Raw genomic sequence first — 16,659 nt, 5'->3', positions numbered from 1 at the left:
GGGATGGACGCACCGCTGGTGTACCAGTTGTTCTGCCAAGGGCATCGCTGGGTAGCTATGTGCGGACGGGATAAGTGCTGAAAGCATCTAAGCATGAAGCCCCCCTCAAGATGAGATTTCCCATTCCGCAAGGAAGTAAGATCCCTGAAAGATGATCAGGTTGATAGGTCTGAGGTGGAAGTGTGGCGACACATGGAGCTGACAGATACTAATCGATCGAGGACTTAACCAATTTGAATGTATGCTTACTGTTATCTAGTTTTGAGAGAACACTCTCAATGGTTTGGTGGCGATAGCGAAGAGGTCACACCCGTTCCCATGCCGAACACGGAAGTTAAGCTCTTCAGCGCCGATGGTAGTCGGGGGTTTCCCCCTGTGAGAGTAGGACGCCGCCAAGCTATATTTACGGTAAAGGCAGCTCATCATGAGCTGCCTTTTTGTTTTTGAATAAAAACAAAACAAACACCGAAATACGGCAACGCCCATATACTAATTGCAAACTTCAAAAAGGTCCAAATTGTGTATACAATCAACAGCTTAAGGGAAGGCTATTCATACGGAGGTGGGCAAAATGAATGAAACGTCCGGCCATGAAGAAACATGTATTGTGTGTGAAACCAAGAAAAGCAGGGGAATCCATATTTATACGAAATTTATATGTTTAGAGTGTGAGAAGAAAGTAGTTTCCACTCCGACCTCTGATCCGAATTATGAATTTTTCGTTCGTAAATTGAAAAGCCTTCATACACCGACGTTATATTCTTAACCCTGAAAAGGGTCTTTTTTTTGCCTGAAATCAGAGGAGTTTTTTCACTTTTTATAAAAGAACTGATACGATAAGAAGAGGAACTTGTTTAGACATGGAATGTAATAGATAATACTGATAAAAGTGAATAAATAGGAGTCGATCAAGTATGAAACCGTTTATTCAATATATGAAATGGACATTTTGCGGGAGCACAGTTTTTGTATTAGCGGGGATAACCTTCTTTACGATAGGGCATCAGCCTTTTCTGTATTCGCTTTTATACGGGGCAGCCGGCGGAGCCGCAGTCAGTGCGTCCGGCTTGTGGAATGCGAAGCGTCTCTTTTTAAAAAAACACCGGCTGACAAGAAAAGAATATGCTTATATCAAGGAAAATCTCGAGGAAGCAAAGGGTAAAATCATCCGATTACGCAGGGCGCTTTTCCGCTCGAAAAGTATACAAATGCTGAAGCAGAATGCAGAGATACTGCGGATAACCCGACGAATATATCTGCTCACAAAGCAGGAGCCGAAGCGTTTTTATCAGGCAGAGCGTTTCTATTATCAAACGCTTGATTCTGTTGTGGAACTGACGGAAAAGTATGCTTTGCTCTCATCACAGCCGCGAAAAAATAAAGATTTATCAATGTCCTTGAGTGAGACGAGGATGACTCTGGCGGAGCTTTCCAGAAGGCTGGAAGAGGATCTTCATGAACTGATGAAGGAGGACATCGACGACCTGCACTTTGAATTAGATATGGCAAAGCATTCACTGAGAAAATAAGAAAGGAAGAAGGAAATGGCCAAAGACCGTTCCGATGACAGTATGGGCGCCCAAAATGACCAGACTCATCTAAAGCTTGCAGATACGCTGCCGGAAGAAAAAAGAGAAGCGGCACTTCAGCTCGCTGAAAAACTGGACCCTGGGAACATGCAAAGCATTGTTCTGTTTGGTTCACAGGCGCAGGCGAATCTTCTGGAATTTTCCCACACGATGATAGAGCACGTGCAAAGAAAAGATGCAGGAGAGATGGGACGGATATTGGCTGATCTGATGCTGAAGCTTGACCAGGTAAACCCCGATGATCTGCAGGTAAAGAACAAAGGGTTTTTCGCCCGGCTGTTTAAAAGGGTATCCGGATCTGTGCAGGAAGTGCTTTCGAAATATCAAAAGACAAGTGTGCAGATTGACCGTATCAGCAGAAGGCTGGAACATTCTAAAAATGTGCTGTTGAGTGACAATAAATGGTTAGATCAGCTGTACGCCCAAAATAAACAATACTTTTCTGATTTAACTATGTATATAGCAGCGGGTGAATTAAAATTAGATGAGCTGAAAACAAAGCTTATTCCCGAAGCGGCAAGAAAAGCCGAATTACGAGAACACAATCAAATGGCCGCGCAGGAAGTGAATGATCTTCGCCAGTTTGCCGACCGTCTGGATAAGAGGGTGCATGATCTGCTGCTGAGCAGGCAGATTACGCTTCAGAGTGCGCCGCAAATCCGTCTGATTCAAAACACGAATCAGGCACTGGCAGAGAAAATTCAGTCCTCCATTGTTACGGCTATTCCTTTATGGAAGAATCAAGTCGCCATCGCGCTGACGCTTATGAGGCAGCGGAGTGCGGCAGATGTGCAGCAGAAGGCGGCGGATACGACAAATCAATTGCTGCTGAAAAACGCCGAACTTCTGAAAACAAGCACAGTCGAGACGGCCAAAGCCAATGAGCGCCGACTTGTTGAGGCAGACACCCTCAAAAAAGTGCAGGAAAGCTTAGTCAGCACACTTGAAGAAATCATGTCTATTCAAGAAGAAGGCAGGATGAAACGCAGGCGTGCCGAGGAGGAGCTTGTTATCATGGAGGGCGATTTAAAAAAGAAACTGCTTGATATGAAGTCCGGCCGGGATAACGGGCTAGATGGCAAAAAGTCTTAGCTTTAAGTTGGCTCGCAGGCACGATATAATAAGAAAGACAGGCAAAGGATTTGTTTAAAAATGGACACACCTTTATATACAGCGCTGATGAAGCATGCGCACCGAAATACGTATTCTTTTCATGTTCCGGGACATCACAATGGAGATGTCTTTTTTGATGAAGCGAAATCTGTATATCAATCTCTTTTATCTATTGATATGACTGAGATCACGGGTCTTGATGACTTGCATCACCCGACAGGGGTCATTAAGGAAGCGCAGGATTTGGTGAGCAGATTGTACGGCTCTCAGGAAAGCTTCTTTCTCGTCAACGGAACGACCGCCGGCAATCTGGCGATGATTTTAGCTGTTTGTGAACCGGGTGAACCCATTCTGATCCAGCGTAATTGTCACAAGTCTGTTTTCCATGCGGTGGCATTGGCCGGAGCCAAGCCGGTTTATTTGGCGCCGGAAATCGATGAAAACATGCATGTGCCGGCACATGTATCCCTTTCAGTCATCGAAAAAGCGCTGGCGTCATATCCGAACGCGAAAGGACTTGTTTTGACCAATCCGACTTATTACGGACACGCCGCCGATTTGACTGCGGCAGTTAAAAAAACCCATTCATACGGTGTTCCTGTGCTGGTGGATGAGGCTCATGGAGCTCACTTTGTGTTAGGGCAGCCTTTCCCGCCTTCATCATTGGCTATGGGGGCGGACGCCGTTGTTCAATCGGCTCACAAAACGCTTCCGGCTATGACGATGGGATCTTACTTTCATTTAAACAGCACCCGAATTGACAGAGATCGATTAACTTATTATGTAAGCAGTTTGCAAAGCAGCAGCCCGTCATACCCGATTATGGCATCTTTAGATACGGCGCGTGCTTATGTGCAGGATATTGCTGAAAAAGGGACACTTCCCGTCCATATGGAGCACATTGAGAAAATCAAACGAAGGTTCGCATCAATTTCTTCTATTGAAATAATCGAGCCTTCCGGATATGGGCTGCGGGCGGACCCGTTAAAATTAATACTTCGGTCAAAGCTCGGACATTCCGGCTATTCATTACAACGCATTTTGGAGAGTGAGGGCATTGTTGCCGAGCTGGCTGACGAGTACCAAGTATTGCTCGTACTGCCGATTGGCGGCCGGCGGATGATAGAACAGGCAGCCGTAAGAAACATACAGCAGAAACTGGAGAATACACCGCCCGATAAATTGCCGGATGCCGTGAATTGGACATTTCCGTCCATTTCGACACTTGAATATCCGCAAAATGAGATGCGGAAGTTTACAAAAGAGCCTGCAGATATAAATAAGGCGGCCGGGCGCTTGCATGCGGGGAACATTATTCCTTATCCGCCGGGAATTCCGCTGATCATGGACGGCGAACGGATAACAGAAGAGATCGTACAGAAGCTTTCCCGTTTAATCGGCATGGACGCGCATATTCAAGGCTTGTTAAACGGGGAACAATTACTTGTCTATATAGAAGAGGAGAAATCATGAGCGGTTTATTTATAACATTTGAAGGTCCTGAAGGTGCAGGGAAAACGACTGTGCTTCAGGAACTGAAAGAGATTCTGTCGGCAGAGGGGCTCCCGGTGACAGCGACAAGAGAACCGGGCGGCATCGACATTGCGGAACAGATCAGAGAAGTGATCTTAAATAAAAACAATACACTGATGGATGCAAAAACGGAGGCGCTGCTTTACGCCGCGGCGAGAAGACAGCATTTAACCGAAAAGGTGCAGCCTGCATTGAAAGAAGGGCGCATTGTGCTGTGTGATCGTTTCATCGACAGTTCGCTGGCTTATCAAGGCTATGCGAGAGGGCTCGGCATTGATGAAGTTCTTTCTATCAACCAGTTTGCAATCGGCGATACGATGCCTGATGTCACCATCTATTTTTCTATTGAGCCTGAAGAAGGGTTGAAACGGATTACGTCGAATGATTCAAGAGAAAAGAATCGTCTCGATCTTGAGGCTCTGCACTTTCACACGAAAGTACGGGAAGGATACCAAAAGGTTATGCAGCGTTTTCCGGAAAGATTCCATACAATCGACGCATCGAAAAAGAAGGAACTCGTCATTCAGGACGCACTTCAAGTGATAAATGAAGCATTGAAAAAAATTCAGTTGTGACCTGTTTCTCATAAGTTGCTATAATGAATGTAACGACAATGTTCTTTCCAACCTAAAGGGGGCCTAGAGAATGAAATTAATAGTGGCAGTGGTGCAGGATCAGGACAGCAACAGGCTTTTGAAAGTATTAACCGACCACAACTTCAGGGTGACGAAGCTTGCGACAACAGGCGGATTCCTTAAATCAGGCAATACGACGTTTATGATCGGGGTGGAAGATATCCGTGTCGATAAAGCGCTCAGCCTCATTAAAGAGAATGGCTGTAAACGTGATCAGATGATTGCCCCGGTATCCCCGATGGGCGGGAATGCGGATTCCTACGTTCCATATCCCGTCGAAGTGGAAGTCGGCGGAGCGACGGTCTTTGTCCTCCCGGTCGATGAATTTCATCAATTTTAAGGATTTGACGACGTGAAAATAAATTCTGACTTACGTACATTTATTGAGAAAAAGCAGCAGCCTGCTTATAAAGCGGCAGAGCTTTCCGGAACGTTTAAAAGTTCAATGGACAGCCAAAGCAGCAAGCTGAAATTTGATCAGCTGAGCAGGTTCTTAACGGATATAGAAACGTTCGGGAAAAGGCTGACGAAGTCGAGAAACTTCAAAGACTTAGCGAAGTTCAAAGGATTGGTAAAACGTTTTGTAAAAGAGGCCGTAGACAGCGGATTATCGCATGAGACGGAGAAAAGCTTTGACTTGTACGGCAGCAGCCGGACCCTAGGGCTTGTGAAAGAAATAGATGAAAAACTGCTTCAGCTGACGGAAGAAATGTTAGATCAGGAAAAACCGGCAATTGATTTGCTGGATCGAATCGGAGAAATAAAAGGTTTATTGATTAACCTTTACACATAGAGAGTGATACAATGGCAATATCATGGAAGGAAATGACCGGGCAGCAGCCCAGAGTGATGCGGCTTTTGCATAACAGCATTGAAAAGAAAAGGCTTTCTCACGCATATCTGTTTGAAGGCAAAAAAGGTACGGGCAAATTGGATGCCGCACTGCTTCTCGCAAAAAGCTTTTTCTGCCTTGAAGACGGGACTGAGCCTTGCGGAGAGTGCCGGAACTGTAAGCGTATCGAATCCGGAAACCATCCCGACCTGCATGTGGTTCAGCCCGACGGATTATCCATTAAAAAGGCTCAGATCCAATCGCTTCAGGAAGAGTTTTCCAAAACGGGGCTGGAATCGCATAAAAAGCTGTACATTATATCCCATGCGGATCAAATGACCACAAATGCGGCAAACAGTCTGCTGAAGTTTTTAGAGGAGCCGAGTCAAGACACCATCGCAATTCTGATTACTGAGCAGCTCCACCGAATACTGGATACCATCGTTTCGAGATGTCAGGTTCTCCCGTTCCAGCCGCTTCAGCCGAAAGCCATAGAAGAAAGACTGATTGAACAGGAAGTGAGCCCTCACATGGCCCGGCTCTTAGCAAATATGACAAATAATATTGCGGAAGCAGTCGAATTAAGTCGAAATGATGAGTTTGCAGAGTCCAGAGCGAAAGTGATAAAATTGTATGAAGTCTTACATCAGCGGAAAGGACATGCCTTTTTCTTCATTCAGGATCAGTGGGTGCCCTTTTTCAAAGAAAAAACCCATCAAGAAATGGGTCTTGATATGCTCTTATTGATATACCGTGATGTATTATCCATCCAAATTGGAAATGAAGATAAACTGATTTATCAAGACTTATTCCAATCAATAAAACAGCATGCGCTGCAATTTACACAACAAAGCGTTACGAACCAAATTCTCGCTGTTTTAGAAGCAAAAAAACGGCTTCATTCCAATGTGAATGTGCAGGGATTAATGGAGCACTTGGTGTTAACGTTGCAGGAGGGATAAGCTTGTACAACGTAATAGGCGTCCGCTTTAAAAAAGCGGGGAAAATTTATTATTTTGATCCGAACGGATTTGATATAGAACAAGACAGCTGCGTCATTGTTGAAACCGTAAGAGGTGTAGAATACGGGCAGGTTGTCATCGCAAATAAACAAGTGGACGAGCATGATGTTGTGCTTCCGCTTCGAAAGGTTATTCGCGTTGCTGATGAACGCGATCTTCTCATTGTAGAAGAAAACAAACAGGAGGCCCTGTCCGCTTTTGAAGTCTGTCAGAAAAAAGTGGCTGACCACGGCTTAGATATGAAGCTGGTTGATGTTGAATTTACGTTTGACCGCAATAAAGTCATTTTTTACTTTACGGCAGACGGACGGGTTGATTTCAGGGAATTGGTCAAAGACTTGGCTTCTATCTTTAAAACGAGAATCGAATTGCGCCAAATCGGGGTAAGGGACGAGGCGAAAATGCTCGGCGGTATCGGACCATGCGGGAGAATGCTTTGCTGCTCCACGTTCCTCGGTGATTTTGAACCGGTGTCCATCAAAATGGCGAAGGATCAAAATTTATCGTTGAACCCAACGAAGATTTCCGGTCTGTGCGGCCGTTTGATGTGCTGTTTGAAGTATGAAAATGATGAGTATGAGACGGCAAAAGAACAGCTGCCGGATTTAGGCGAAATGATTACGACGGCAAACGGCCCCGCAAAGGTTGTCGGTCTTAATATTCTGGAACGGGTGCTTCAGGTGGAACTGAAGAATCGTGAAAAAGTGATAGAATATACTTGGGAAGAGCTCTTGGAAGAGGGCGTCGTATCCGCACAAACCACAGATTAACGAGGTGTGGAACCTTGGATAAAAAAGAGTTATTTGATACTGTCATAAACCTGGAGGAACAAATCGGTTCGCTGTACCGTCAGCTGGGTGACTTAAAGCAGCATATCGGCGAAATGATTGAAGAGAATCACCATCTTCAGCTTGAAAATAAGCATTTGCGTAAGCGGCTTGATGACACGACGGAGCAAATTGAGAAGTTCAAAGCCGATCAGAAAGAAACAAAAACACAGAAGGCAGAGCAGAGTGATATAGGAGAAGGGTACGACAATCTGGCCCGGCTGTATCAAGAAGGCTTTCATATTTGCAACGTCCATTATGGGAGCGTCCGCAAGGGAGATTGCCTTTTTTGTCTGTCCTTCTTAAATAAAAAATAAGGAAAAGGCTTCCGCTGATGTCGGAAGCCTTTTTCAAAGAGTGCCGAAAGGAATAAGATTATGGTTTCATTACGTGATGATGAAAGATTGGATTACTTATTAGCAGAGGATATGAAAATAGTACAGAGTCCGACGGTTTTCGCTTTTTCATTAGATGCCGTGCTGCTGTCTAAGTTTGCATACGTTCCGATTCAAAAGGGGAACATTGTTGATTTATGCACGGGGAACGGCATTGTGCCGCTTTTGCTCAGCACAAGGTCAAAAGCCGATATCACCGGGGTTGAAATTCAGGAACGCTTGTATGATATGGCGCTTCGAAGCGTGGAATACAACGGGCTGGGCGGTCAGATCAGTCTCATTCATGATGATCTGAAAAATATGCCGGAAAGACTCGGACATAATAAATATGATGTTGTCACCTGCAATCCGCCTTATTTTAAAACACCGAAAGAGGCGGAGCAGAACCTGAACGAGCATCTCAGAATCGCAAGGCACGAAATCCTTTGCACGCTTGAAGATGTGATTTCCGTCAGCAGCAAACTGCTGAAGCAAGGAGGAAAAGCGGCTCTCGTTCATCGGCCGGGGAGGCTTCTGGAAATCTTTGAACTAATGAAAGCATACCGAATAGAACCGAAACGGGTTCAGTTTATTTATCCGAAACAAGGTAAAGAAGCGAATACCATTTTGGTTGAAGGAATTAAAGGCGGCCGCCCTGATCTCAAAATTCTTCCCCCGCTCTTTGTATATAATGAACAAAATGAATATACGAAAGAGATCCGCACGATTTTATATGGAGACAAATAGTCATTTCTTTTATGTGCTGCTGTGCAATGACAACAGTCTGTATGCCGGTTATACAAATGATCTGCAAAAACGGCTGAAAACCCACAATGAGGGAAAGGGCGCGAAATATACAAGGGCGAGAAGGCCGGTTTCGTTATGCCATGCGGAATCATTTGAAACAAAACGGGAAGCGATGCAGGCGGAATACCGTTTTAAGCAGCTGACCCGAAAGAAAAAAGAGCAATATATAGAAGAAAAACGACGCAGCAAGGAGGCTGTATATGTTAAGACGCCAGATGAGTTTTAACGGAAAATCTGAAATGGGAACTCTGTACCTTGTTCCTACACCGATCGGCAATTTGGAGGACATGACCTTTCGTGCAGTAGAGACGCTGAAATCGGCCGATGTCATAGCTGCCGAAGATACGAGACAGACGAAAAAGCTGTGCCATGTTTATGACATAGAAACATCTCTCATCAGCTATCATGAACATAATAAAGAAAGCAGCGGCCATAAAATCATTGAATGGCTGAAAAGCGGAAAGAATGTGGCATTGGTCAGTGATGCCGGTATGCCGACAATTTCCGACCCGGGGGCTGAGATTGTGAGAGATTTCACCCAAATCGGCGGATATGTCGTTCCGCTTCCGGGTGCAAATGCGGCATTAACCGCGCTGACCGCATCAGGGATCACCCCGCAGCCGTTTTTCTTCTACGGATTCTTAAACAGACAGAAAAAAGAAAAGAAGAAAGAACTCGAACTCCTGAAAAAACGGCAGGAAACGATGATATTTTACGAAGCGCCGCACAGATTAAAAGAAACATTAACAGCAATGCATGACGTTTTGGGGAATCGAACCATCGCCGTCACGAGGGAATTAACGAAAAAGTACGAGGAATTCATCAGAGGAACCATCGCCGAGGTGCTTGAATGGGCAAATGAAGATCAAATCCGCGGTGAGTTCTGTCTCGTTGTCGAAGGCAATCAAGGCGCTGAACCGGATGAAGAGGAAAAGCCTTGGTGGACGGAGCTTTCTGAGAAAGAACATGTGGAGCATTACATAAATGAAGGATCTTCTTCCAAACAGGCCATAAAACAAACAGCGGTAGATCGGGACGTACCGAAACGCGAGATTTATGACGCTTATCACATTCAATCATAAAAAAAACCGTTCTTGTGTCGTAACAAGAACGGTTTTTGTATGAAATAGCTTATTTTTGGTTTTGAAGCTGGTTTTGAATTTCAGAGATGATTTGCTCAGCGCCTTCTTTACTGAGTACCAATTTGCCGCCGGCAAGTTTAAGGTTATCATCAGAAACTTCACCAGTTACTTGGCAAGTCATGTTTGGTTTATATTTTTTAAGGATGATTTTTTCATCATCAACATAAATTTCAAGAGCGTCTTTTTCTGCGATGCCCAGTGTACGGCGAAGTTCGATAGGGATAACGACGCGTCCAAGTTCATCAACTTTACGTACGATACCAGTAGATTTCATTAACAGTCTCCTCCCGAGAGATAATTATTTGTAGTTTATATTTTTCTTCGTCATTATTCGACAAAATTCCTTACATTCCTAGCATAACAAGGTTTCCAATAATCGTCAATCTTTTTGTTTGCTATTGTTTGTAAGAATTAGTTCTTATAGTAAGTAAAGCCTTGGAAATCCTGAAATAACAGGCTTTTTGACTGCTTTTTCGAACCTATTATCCTACTGAAAATCCTTTTAAATCAAGACTTTCGAACCAAGATGTTTTATATTAGTAGATTATATACGACAAATTTCGACATGTTAAGACTTTTTTTAATTTCAATAAAAATTTTTAATTTTATTTACTCTTTTACGCGCAGTACGTATATATCCTTGATCTTAAAGGCTAAGATGGTATCATAGATAGAGGACAAATATCAATATTGTATATCAAATAAAACCGCTCTCGTCCTTTGGGCGTGAGCTTTTCGACATTCTGAATGGGAGGTTGCAACATGCCGCAAGACAATAATACTTTTTATATTACGACCCCGATATATTATCCGAGCGGAAAATTACATATTGGCCATGCTTATACTACCGTGGCCGGCGATGCGATGGCGCGTTACAAAAGATTAAAGGGATTTGACGTACGCTACTTAACCGGAACGGATGAGCACGGACAGAAAATCCAGCAGAAAGCGGAGGAAGAGAATATCACGCCTCAAGCTTATGTGGATCGCGCAGTTGCTGAAATCCAAAAACTATGGAAGCAGCTCGACATTTCTCACGATGATTTCATCCGGACGACGGAAAGCCGGCACAAAGAAATTATCGAGAAAGTGTTTCAAAAACTTCTTGATAATGGTGACATTTACCTGGATGAGTATGAGGGCTGGTACAGCATCCCTGATGAAACATTCTATACGGAAACACAGCTGGTGGATGTGGAACGAAATGAGAAGGGTGAGGTTGTCGGCGGAAAAAGCCCTGACAGCGGCCACCCGGTCGAATTAATCAAAGAGGAGTCATACTTCTTCCGCATGAGCAAATATGCAGACCGCCTGCTGAAGTTTTATGAGGAAAATCCTTCTTTCATCCAGCCTGAATCACGCAAAAATGAAATGATTAACAACTTCATTAAACCGGGGCTTGAAGATTTGGCCGTTTCCAGAACGACGTTCGACTGGGGCGTAAAAGTACCGGGAAATCCGAAGCATGTCGTGTATGTATGGATTGACGCACTGTTCAACTATATTACAGCACTCGGTTACGATACGGAAAATGATGAGCTTTACAAAAAGTACTGGCCGGCTGACGTCCACCTTGTCGGTAAAGAAATTGTCCGTTTTCATACCATTTACTGGCCGATTATGCTGATGGCGCTTGATCTACCGCTGCCTAAGCAAGTATTCGCGCATGGCTGGTTATTGATGAAAGACGGAAAAATGTCGAAATCAAAAGGAAATGTCGTTGATCCGGTAACGTTAATTGAACGCTACGGCTTGGATGAACTTCGCTATTACCTGCTTCGCGAAGTACCGTTCGGTTCAGACGGTGTCTTTACGCCGGAAGGTTTCGTAGAACGGATTAATTATGACTTGGCGAACGACTTAGGAAACCTTCTGAATCGTACAGTCGCAATGATCCAAAAATATTTTGACGGCGAGATTGGTTCATATGAAGGAAATGTGACCGATTTTGATTCAGAGCTTTCTTCCGTAGCCGGTGAAACGGTTAAAGCTTATGAAAAGGCAATGGAAAACATGGAGTTTTCAGTCGCTTTATCAACGCTATGGCAATTAATCAGCCGTACGAACAAATATATTGATGAAACTGCTCCGTGGGTGCTTGCTAAAGATCAGGAAAAAGAAAAAGAATTACGTTCTGTCATGTATCATTTAGCTGAATCATTGCGTATTTCGGCCGTATTGCTACAGCCTTTCTTGACGCAGACGCCTGAAAAAATGTTTGCCCAGCTCGGAGTTGAGGATCAGTCTCTTAAAGCTTGGGACAGCATTCAGACATTCGGCCAATTGAAGGATGCGAAAGTGAAAAAAGGGGAACCGCTTTTCCCTCGTCTTGAAGCTGAAGAAGAAGTAGCTTACATCAAGCAAAAAATGCAAGGAACTGCTCCTGCTAAAGAAGAAAAGGCGGAAGAGCCGCAAGAAGCAGAGCGTCTTCCTGAAATTACGTTTGATCAATTTATGGATACAGAACTTCGCGTCGCAGAAGTCTTGTCCGCAGAACCGGTGAAAAAAGCAGATCGGCTGCTGAAATTGCAAATTGATCTGGGCTTTGAACAGCGCCAAGTTGTATCAGGTATCGCGAAGCATTACACACCGGATCAGCTTGTGGGAATGAAGATCATCTGTGTAACGAATTTAAAACCGGTAAAACTGAGAGGCGAGCTTTCTCAAGGAATGATACTGGCGGGAGAATCGGACGGCGTTCTCAAAGTTGTAGCTGTCGACCAGTCATTACCGAAAGGCACTCGAATTAAATAATAGGGGCAAAAGGTGTTTCACGTGTAACATTCCGTCGAACACCTTTTGTTTTTCAACAAGAAAGGAGTTTTTATGATGCTTTTTGATACACATGCGCACTTAAATGCCGAGCAATTTGACACAGACTTAGAGGAAGTCATTGCGCGTGCAAAGGCTGAAAAAGTTGAACGAATTGTCGTTGTCGGATTCGACAAACCCACTATCACGCGTGCGATGGAGCTGATTGAGGAATATGACTTTATATACGCTGCGATCGGCTGGCATCCGGTAGACGCAATTGACATGACAGAGGAAGATTTATCATGGATTAAGGAACTGTCCTCTCACGAAAAAGTCGTGGCGATCGGAGAGATGGGCCTTGATTACCACTGGGATAAATCACCAAAAGACATTCAGAAAGAAGTATTCCGGAAACAAATCGCTCTCGCCAAAGAAGTGAACCTTCCAATTATCATTCATAATCGTGATGCAACGGAAGATGTTGTCACAATTTTGAAAGAAGAGGGAGCGGAAGAAGTCGGCGGCATTATGCACTGCTTTACGGGGAGCGCGGAGGTTGCGCGGCAGTGTATGGATATGAATTTCTATATTTCATTCGGCGGACCGGTTACCTTCAAAAACGCGAAGAAACCAAAAGAAGTAGCAAAGGAAATTCCGAATGACCGTTTGCTGATTGAAACGGACTGTCCTTTCCTGACACCGCATCCTTTCCGCGGCAAACGAAATGAGCCAAGCTACGTAAAATATGTTGCTGAACAGCTCGCTGAATTAAAAGGGCTGACATATGAAGAAATTGCCTCAATTACAACCGAAAACGCAAAAAGACTTTTCCGCATGAACTGACAGAATGCGCTGTCATAACGTGTAAAAGCTTGTCCGATTCAGTGGATATGTATAACGGTTCTACAAGCTTCCTTCTCCTCATAAGATAGGTTGTCGATATGTCTCTCTTCCTTTTTTTGCTTTGTTTTTGCATAATGAGGGATACGCTGAAGGTTTTTCATCTTCGAGATGGGAGGGTTGACAGCATTTTAGATACTCTATATAATCTCTCCGAGGAGAAGGAGGCGTTTTTCATCACACAAAAAATGAAAAAACTGTTTTCCGTAAAGCTTGGTAAAAGCAAGGTTATTCTGATTGCAGCTATTATTCTGCTGGGCGGAACCGGGACTGCATACGGGGCACATGAGCTCTCAAAACAATCAGTTTCTGTTTCCATCAACGGCAAGAAAAAGCAAATACGCACTCATGCAAAAACGGTTGGGGAACTTCTGGAAGATTTACATATAGAGACGAGAAATGAAGACCGGATTACCCCGTCTAAGCAGACAGCATTGGCAGACAACATGAATGTCGTGTATGATGCTGCAAAGCAGATCCGTGTGACAAGAGGCGGAGAAGAAAAGACTTTATGGTCAACGGCAAAAACAGTCGGCGCATTTCTGAACGAACAGCATACACCTGTGAATCAGCACGATAAAATAGATCCAGCAGCAGATACGAAAGTGACAAACGGCATGAAAGTCACGGTCGACCCGGCTTTTCAGGTCACTGTAAATGATGCGGGAAAGAAAAAGAAAATATGGACGACTTCGACTACGGTCGCTGACTTTTTAACGCAGCATAAGATGGACATGAAAGACGAAGATAAAGTAAAACCGGCATTACACGAAAAGCTCACAAAAAATCAGGCCGGCATACAAATCACTCGTATCGAAAAAGTCACCGATGTAGTTGAGGAAAAAATAGCGTATCAAGTGAAAGAAAAAGAAGATGCGTCTCTCGACAGCGGGAAAGAAAAGATCGTTCAAAAAGGAAAAGAAGGCAAACTTAAAAAGCATTTTCATGTTGTCAAAGAAAATGGAAAAGAAGTATCAAGAAAGCTTGTCAAAGAAGAAACATCTGAAAAAAGCAAAGATCAGATCATTGCGGTCGGCACAAAGCGGCACAGTCCCAAGATTGAGCAGCTCAGTGCACCTGTGAAGGCATCTTCGGGCGAAACCGGATCTTCCGGTAAAGTGATTACCGTGTCTTCCACGGCTTATACCGCAAGCTGCAGCGGCTGTTCCGGCCAAACGGCTACAGGCGTTAACCTGACAAGCAATCCGAATGCCAAAGTCATTGCGGTAGACCCAAGCGTCATCCCGCTCGGCACAAGAGTCCACGTAGACGGATACGGGGATGCCGTAGCCGCTGATACAGGCTCAGCCATTAAAGGAAGACGGATTGATGTCTTTTTCCCTGAAAAATCTTCAGCTTACCGCTGGGGAAAGAAACAGGTCAAAATAAAAATCTTAAATTAATTCCGATTCATTCAGAGGGTTTTGCGCCCTCTGTTTTTTTCGTTATAATAGGTAAAGTGTATTTTCAGTATATTAGACGTGACATGCAAGCAAAGGTTTCGTTTTGGATATAAAAAGTTTTTTTGGAGGAAGTAATGAAAATTAAAGAAATTATAGTAGTCGAGGGACGCGATGACACTGCGCGCATAAAACTTGCCGTTGATGCGGATACGATCGAGACAAACGGTTCCGCAATCGGAGACGAAGTCATCAGGCAGATTCGGCTGGCGCAGGAAACGAGAGGGGTCATCGTGCTGACGGACCCGGATTTTCCGGGGGAGAAGATCCGGAAAACCATTTCTGAAGCAGTACCCGGCTGTAAACACGCATTTCTGCCCAAACATCTTGCCAAACCGAAAAACAAGCGCGGCATTGGCGTTGAGCACGCATCCATTGAAAGCATCAGAGCATGTCTGGAAAATGTGCATGAAGAGATGGAGGCAAAGCCGAGTGAGATTTCAGCTGAAGATGTCATACAGGCCGGTCTGATCGGCGGACCGGCTGCCAAAAGACGGCGCGAACGATTGGGCGACCTGCTGAAGATCGGCTATACAAACGGCAAGCAGCTTCAAAAACGGCTGCAAATGTTTCAAATCAAAAGAAGTGATTTTATTGATGCGCTCGATGCTATGAGGCAGGAGGAACAGGATGAACAATAAAGATATCGCGACACCTATCAGAACGAAGGAAATTCTGAAAAAGTACGGTTTCTCTTTTAAAAAGAGTCTGGGACAGAATTTCTTAATTGATACAAATATATTGGACAGAATTGTGGACCATGCGGAAATTACGGATCGGACCGGAGTCATTGAAATCGGGCCCGGAATCGGCGCGCTGACAGAGCAGCTTGCCAAACGGGCGAAAAAGGTCGTCGCGTTTGAAATTGATCAGCGCCTGCTGCCCATTCTCAATGATACGCTGTCTCCATATGACAATGTAACGATTATTCATCAAGATGTGCTGAAAGCAGACGTCAAATCCGTCATTGAAGAGCAGTTTCAGGATTGTGATGAAATTATGGTGACGGCGAATCTCCCATATTATGTGACGACGCCGATCATCATGAAGCTTTTGGAAGAACATCTTCCGTTAAAAGGAATTGTCGTGATGCTGCAAAAAGAGGTCGCTGAGCGGATGGCCGCTGATCCTTCCTCTAAGGAGTACGGATCGCTTTCCATTGCGGTTCAGTTCTATACGGAGGCCAAAACCGTCATGACCGTCCCGAAAACAGTGTTTGTGCCTCAGCCTAATGTCGATTCCGCCGTCATCCGTCTCTTGCTTCGTGACGGCCCGGCGGTTGACGTCGATAATGAACCGTTTTTCTTCCAGCTGATTAAAGCAAGCTTCGCACAGCGCCGGAAAACCTTGCTGAACAACCTTGTGAACAATCTTCCGGGCGGAAAAGAGAAAAAAGCTCAAATTGAAGAAGTTCTTCAAGAGACGAATATTGACGGAAAGCGGCGCGGTGAATCCCTGTCCATAGAAGAATTCGCGCTCTTGTCCAACGGATTGCATAAAGCCCTTTTCTAAGAGGGCTTTTTGTTTTGCGTCACCACTTGGACTGCCGCTACATAGGCTAGAGGAGAACCTTATTCATTCAACTGCAAGAAAAGCTTGAAACATCAAGCGCCGCAGCGGAAAGAGGTGCATTTGCCAAGACTTCTTTCATGATGAGGCTTAGTCTATTTG

At 44.5% G+C, this 16,659-nt stretch carries 19 protein-coding genes and 2 rRNA genes (1 of these 21 running past the window's edge); 20 read left to right on the top strand and 1 reads right to left on the bottom strand.

Features of this window, described 5'->3' with window-relative positions; all coding sequences use genetic code 11:
* The 15 genes from C5I45_RS19455 to rsmI all read left to right on the top strand — a co-directional run.
* A 23S ribosomal RNA gene (locus C5I45_RS19455) occupies nt 1–232 on the top strand; it begins 2,698 nt to the left of the window's first position.
* 50 nt (nt 233–282) lie between these two features.
* Nucleotides 283–398 (top strand): 5S ribosomal RNA (gene rrf, locus C5I45_RS19450).
* A gap of 173 nt (nt 399–571) precedes the next feature.
* A complete protein-coding gene (locus tag C5I45_RS19445) occupies nt 572–766 on the top strand; it encodes a sigma factor G inhibitor Gin (RefSeq protein ID WP_004264749.1) in 195 nt (64 codons plus the stop codon).
* A gap of 148 nt (nt 767–914) precedes the next feature.
* The gene (locus C5I45_RS19440) at nt 915–1,529 is read left to right on the top strand and encodes a 5-bromo-4-chloroindolyl phosphate hydrolysis family protein (protein ID WP_014304187.1); all 615 of its coding nucleotides are present in this window, start codon (nt 915–917) and stop codon (nt 1,527–1,529) included.
* 15 nt (nt 1,530–1,544) lie between these two features.
* Entirely contained in the window at nt 1,545–2,681 is a 1,137-nt protein-coding gene (locus tag C5I45_RS19435) for a toxic anion resistance protein (RefSeq protein WP_107994575.1), read from the top strand.
* A 60-nt stretch (nt 2,682–2,741) separates the two neighbouring features.
* Nucleotides 2,742–4,175, top strand: coding sequence for an aminotransferase class I/II-fold pyridoxal phosphate-dependent enzyme (locus tag C5I45_RS19430; RefSeq protein ID WP_014304189.1), 1,434 nt, complete (start codon nt 2,742–2,744; stop codon nt 4,173–4,175).
* Nucleotides 4,172–4,810: a dTMP kinase gene (gene tmk / locus C5I45_RS19425; protein ID WP_004264737.1), complete on the top strand. Its 639-nt coding sequence runs from the start codon at nt 4,172–4,174 to the stop codon at nt 4,808–4,810. Before C5I45_RS19430 ends, tmk begins: the two co-directional genes overlap by 4 nt.
* A 70-nt stretch (nt 4,811–4,880) precedes the next feature.
* Nucleotides 4,881–5,210 (top strand): cyclic di-AMP receptor DarA, encoded by a 330-nt coding sequence (darA, locus tag C5I45_RS19420; protein WP_004264734.1) that lies wholly within the window; start codon nt 4,881–4,883, stop codon nt 5,208–5,210.
* A 12-nt stretch (nt 5,211–5,222) separates the two neighbouring features.
* Nucleotides 5,223–5,663: a YaaR family protein gene (locus tag C5I45_RS19415; protein ID WP_004264730.1), complete on the top strand. Its 441-nt coding sequence runs from the start codon at nt 5,223–5,225 to the stop codon at nt 5,661–5,663.
* A gap of 11 nt (nt 5,664–5,674) precedes the next feature.
* On the top strand, nt 5,675–6,664 hold the full coding sequence (gene holB / locus C5I45_RS19410) for a DNA polymerase III subunit delta' (protein ID WP_007409919.1): 990 nt from the start codon (nt 5,675–5,677) through the stop codon (nt 6,662–6,664).
* Between the two features lie 2 nt (nt 6,665–6,666).
* Complete coding sequence (gene ricT, locus C5I45_RS19405; RefSeq protein WP_004264723.1) at nt 6,667–7,494, top strand: competence/sporulation regulator complex protein RicT; 828 nt, start codon at nt 6,667–6,669, stop codon at nt 7,492–7,494.
* A 14-nt stretch (nt 7,495–7,508) separates the two neighbouring features.
* Nucleotides 7,509–7,868 (top strand): replication initiation-control protein YabA, encoded by a 360-nt coding sequence (gene yabA / locus C5I45_RS19400; RefSeq protein ID WP_004264720.1) that lies wholly within the window; start codon nt 7,509–7,511, stop codon nt 7,866–7,868.
* Nucleotides 7,869–7,928: 60 nt separating this feature from the next.
* Complete coding sequence (locus C5I45_RS19395) at nt 7,929–8,672, top strand: tRNA1(Val) (adenine(37)-N6)-methyltransferase (protein WP_004264717.1); 744 nt, start codon at nt 7,929–7,931, stop codon at nt 8,670–8,672.
* Nucleotides 8,659–8,958: a GIY-YIG nuclease family protein gene (locus C5I45_RS19390; protein WP_007409921.1), complete on the top strand. Its 300-nt coding sequence runs from the start codon at nt 8,659–8,661 to the stop codon at nt 8,956–8,958. Before C5I45_RS19395 ends, C5I45_RS19390 begins: the two co-directional genes overlap by 14 nt.
* Nucleotides 8,933–9,814 carry a 16S rRNA (cytidine(1402)-2'-O)-methyltransferase gene (gene rsmI / locus C5I45_RS19385; protein ID WP_025854083.1) on the top strand — a complete coding sequence of 294 codons (882 nt, stop codon included), beginning with the start codon at nt 8,933–8,935 and terminating at the stop codon, nt 9,812–9,814. The genes C5I45_RS19390 and rsmI overlap by 26 nt, the downstream gene beginning before the upstream one ends.
* Before the next feature lie 49 nt (nt 9,815–9,863).
* Here the strand turns inward: rsmI and abrB are convergent, their stop codons facing one another.
* Nucleotides 9,864–10,154, bottom strand: a complete 291-nt coding sequence (gene abrB, locus C5I45_RS19380) for a transition state genes transcriptional regulator AbrB (RefSeq protein ID WP_169510469.1) — start codon at nt 10,152–10,154, stop codon at nt 9,864–9,866.
* A gap of 482 nt (nt 10,155–10,636) precedes the next feature.
* On the opposite strand from abrB, the gene metG reads away from it, so the two are divergent.
* The 5 genes from metG to rsmA all read left to right on the top strand — a co-directional run bounded on the left by metG (nt 10,637) and on the right by rsmA (nt 16,500).
* Nucleotides 10,637–12,628: a methionine--tRNA ligase gene (metG, locus tag C5I45_RS19375; RefSeq protein WP_015388789.1), complete on the top strand. Its 1,992-nt coding sequence runs from the start codon at nt 10,637–10,639 to the stop codon at nt 12,626–12,628.
* Between the two features lie 75 nt (nt 12,629–12,703).
* Nucleotides 12,704–13,471, top strand: coding sequence for a TatD family hydrolase (locus tag C5I45_RS19370; protein ID WP_032868379.1), 768 nt, complete (start codon nt 12,704–12,706; stop codon nt 13,469–13,471).
* Between the two features lie 134 nt (nt 13,472–13,605).
* Entirely contained in the window at nt 13,606–14,931 is a 1,326-nt protein-coding gene (locus tag C5I45_RS19365; protein WP_088005470.1) for a resuscitation-promoting factor, read from the top strand.
* 134 nt (nt 14,932–15,065) lie between these two features.
* The gene (gene rnmV / locus C5I45_RS19360; RefSeq protein WP_004264696.1) at nt 15,066–15,629 is read left to right on the top strand and encodes a ribonuclease M5; all 564 of its coding nucleotides are present in this window, start codon (nt 15,066–15,068) and stop codon (nt 15,627–15,629) included.
* On the top strand, nt 15,619–16,500 hold the full coding sequence (gene rsmA, locus C5I45_RS19355; protein ID WP_004264694.1) for a 16S rRNA (adenine(1518)-N(6)/adenine(1519)-N(6))-dimethyltransferase RsmA: 882 nt from the start codon (nt 15,619–15,621) through the stop codon (nt 16,498–16,500). The genes rnmV and rsmA overlap by 11 nt, the downstream gene beginning before the upstream one ends.
* Nucleotides 16,501–16,659: the final 159 nt, after the last annotated feature.

The sequence above is a fragment of the Bacillus sp. ZY-1-1 genome (assembly GCF_003047165.1).
In the GTDB taxonomy this organism is placed as follows: domain Bacteria; phylum Bacillota; class Bacilli; order Bacillales; family Bacillaceae; genus Bacillus; species Bacillus velezensis.
The sequence above is the reverse complement of the archived record's forward strand: the minus strand, read 5'-3'. Positions and strand labels throughout refer to the sequence as shown.

Bases quoted from the DNA above. Each gene is read 5' to 3' on its own strand.
- C5I45_RS19445 (WP_004264749.1), top strand. From the start codon at position 572: ATGAATGAAACGTCCGGCCATGAAGAAACATGTATTGTGTGTGAAACC.
- C5I45_RS19440 (WP_014304187.1), top strand. From the start codon at position 915: ATGAAACCGTTTATTCAATATATGAAATGGACATTTTGCGGGAGCACA.
- C5I45_RS19435 (WP_107994575.1), top strand. From the start codon at position 1,545: ATGGCCAAAGACCGTTCCGATGACAGTATGGGCGCCCAAAATGACCAG.
- C5I45_RS19430 (WP_014304189.1), top strand. From the start codon at position 2,742: ATGGACACACCTTTATATACAGCGCTGATGAAGCATGCGCACCGAAAT.
- tmk (WP_004264737.1), top strand. From the start codon at position 4,172: ATGAGCGGTTTATTTATAACATTTGAAGGTCCTGAAGGTGCAGGGAAA.
- darA (WP_004264734.1), top strand. From the start codon at position 4,881: ATGAAATTAATAGTGGCAGTGGTGCAGGATCAGGACAGCAACAGGCTT.
- holB (WP_007409919.1), top strand. From the start codon at position 5,675: ATGGCAATATCATGGAAGGAAATGACCGGGCAGCAGCCCAGAGTGATG.
- C5I45_RS19395 (WP_004264717.1), top strand. From the start codon at position 7,929: ATGGTTTCATTACGTGATGATGAAAGATTGGATTACTTATTAGCAGAG.
- C5I45_RS19390 (WP_007409921.1), top strand. From the start codon at position 8,659: ATGGAGACAAATAGTCATTTCTTTTATGTGCTGCTGTGCAATGACAAC.
- rsmI (WP_025854083.1), top strand. From the start codon at position 8,933: ATGTTAAGACGCCAGATGAGTTTTAACGGAAAATCTGAAATGGGAACT.
- metG (WP_015388789.1), top strand. From the start codon at position 10,637: ATGCCGCAAGACAATAATACTTTTTATATTACGACCCCGATATATTAT.
- C5I45_RS19370 (WP_032868379.1), top strand. From the start codon at position 12,704: ATGCTTTTTGATACACATGCGCACTTAAATGCCGAGCAATTTGACACA.
- C5I45_RS19365 (WP_088005470.1), top strand. From the start codon at position 13,606: ATGAGGGATACGCTGAAGGTTTTTCATCTTCGAGATGGGAGGGTTGAC.
- rnmV (WP_004264696.1), top strand. From the start codon at position 15,066: ATGAAAATTAAAGAAATTATAGTAGTCGAGGGACGCGATGACACTGCG.
- rsmA (WP_004264694.1), top strand. From the start codon at position 15,619: ATGAACAATAAAGATATCGCGACACCTATCAGAACGAAGGAAATTCTG.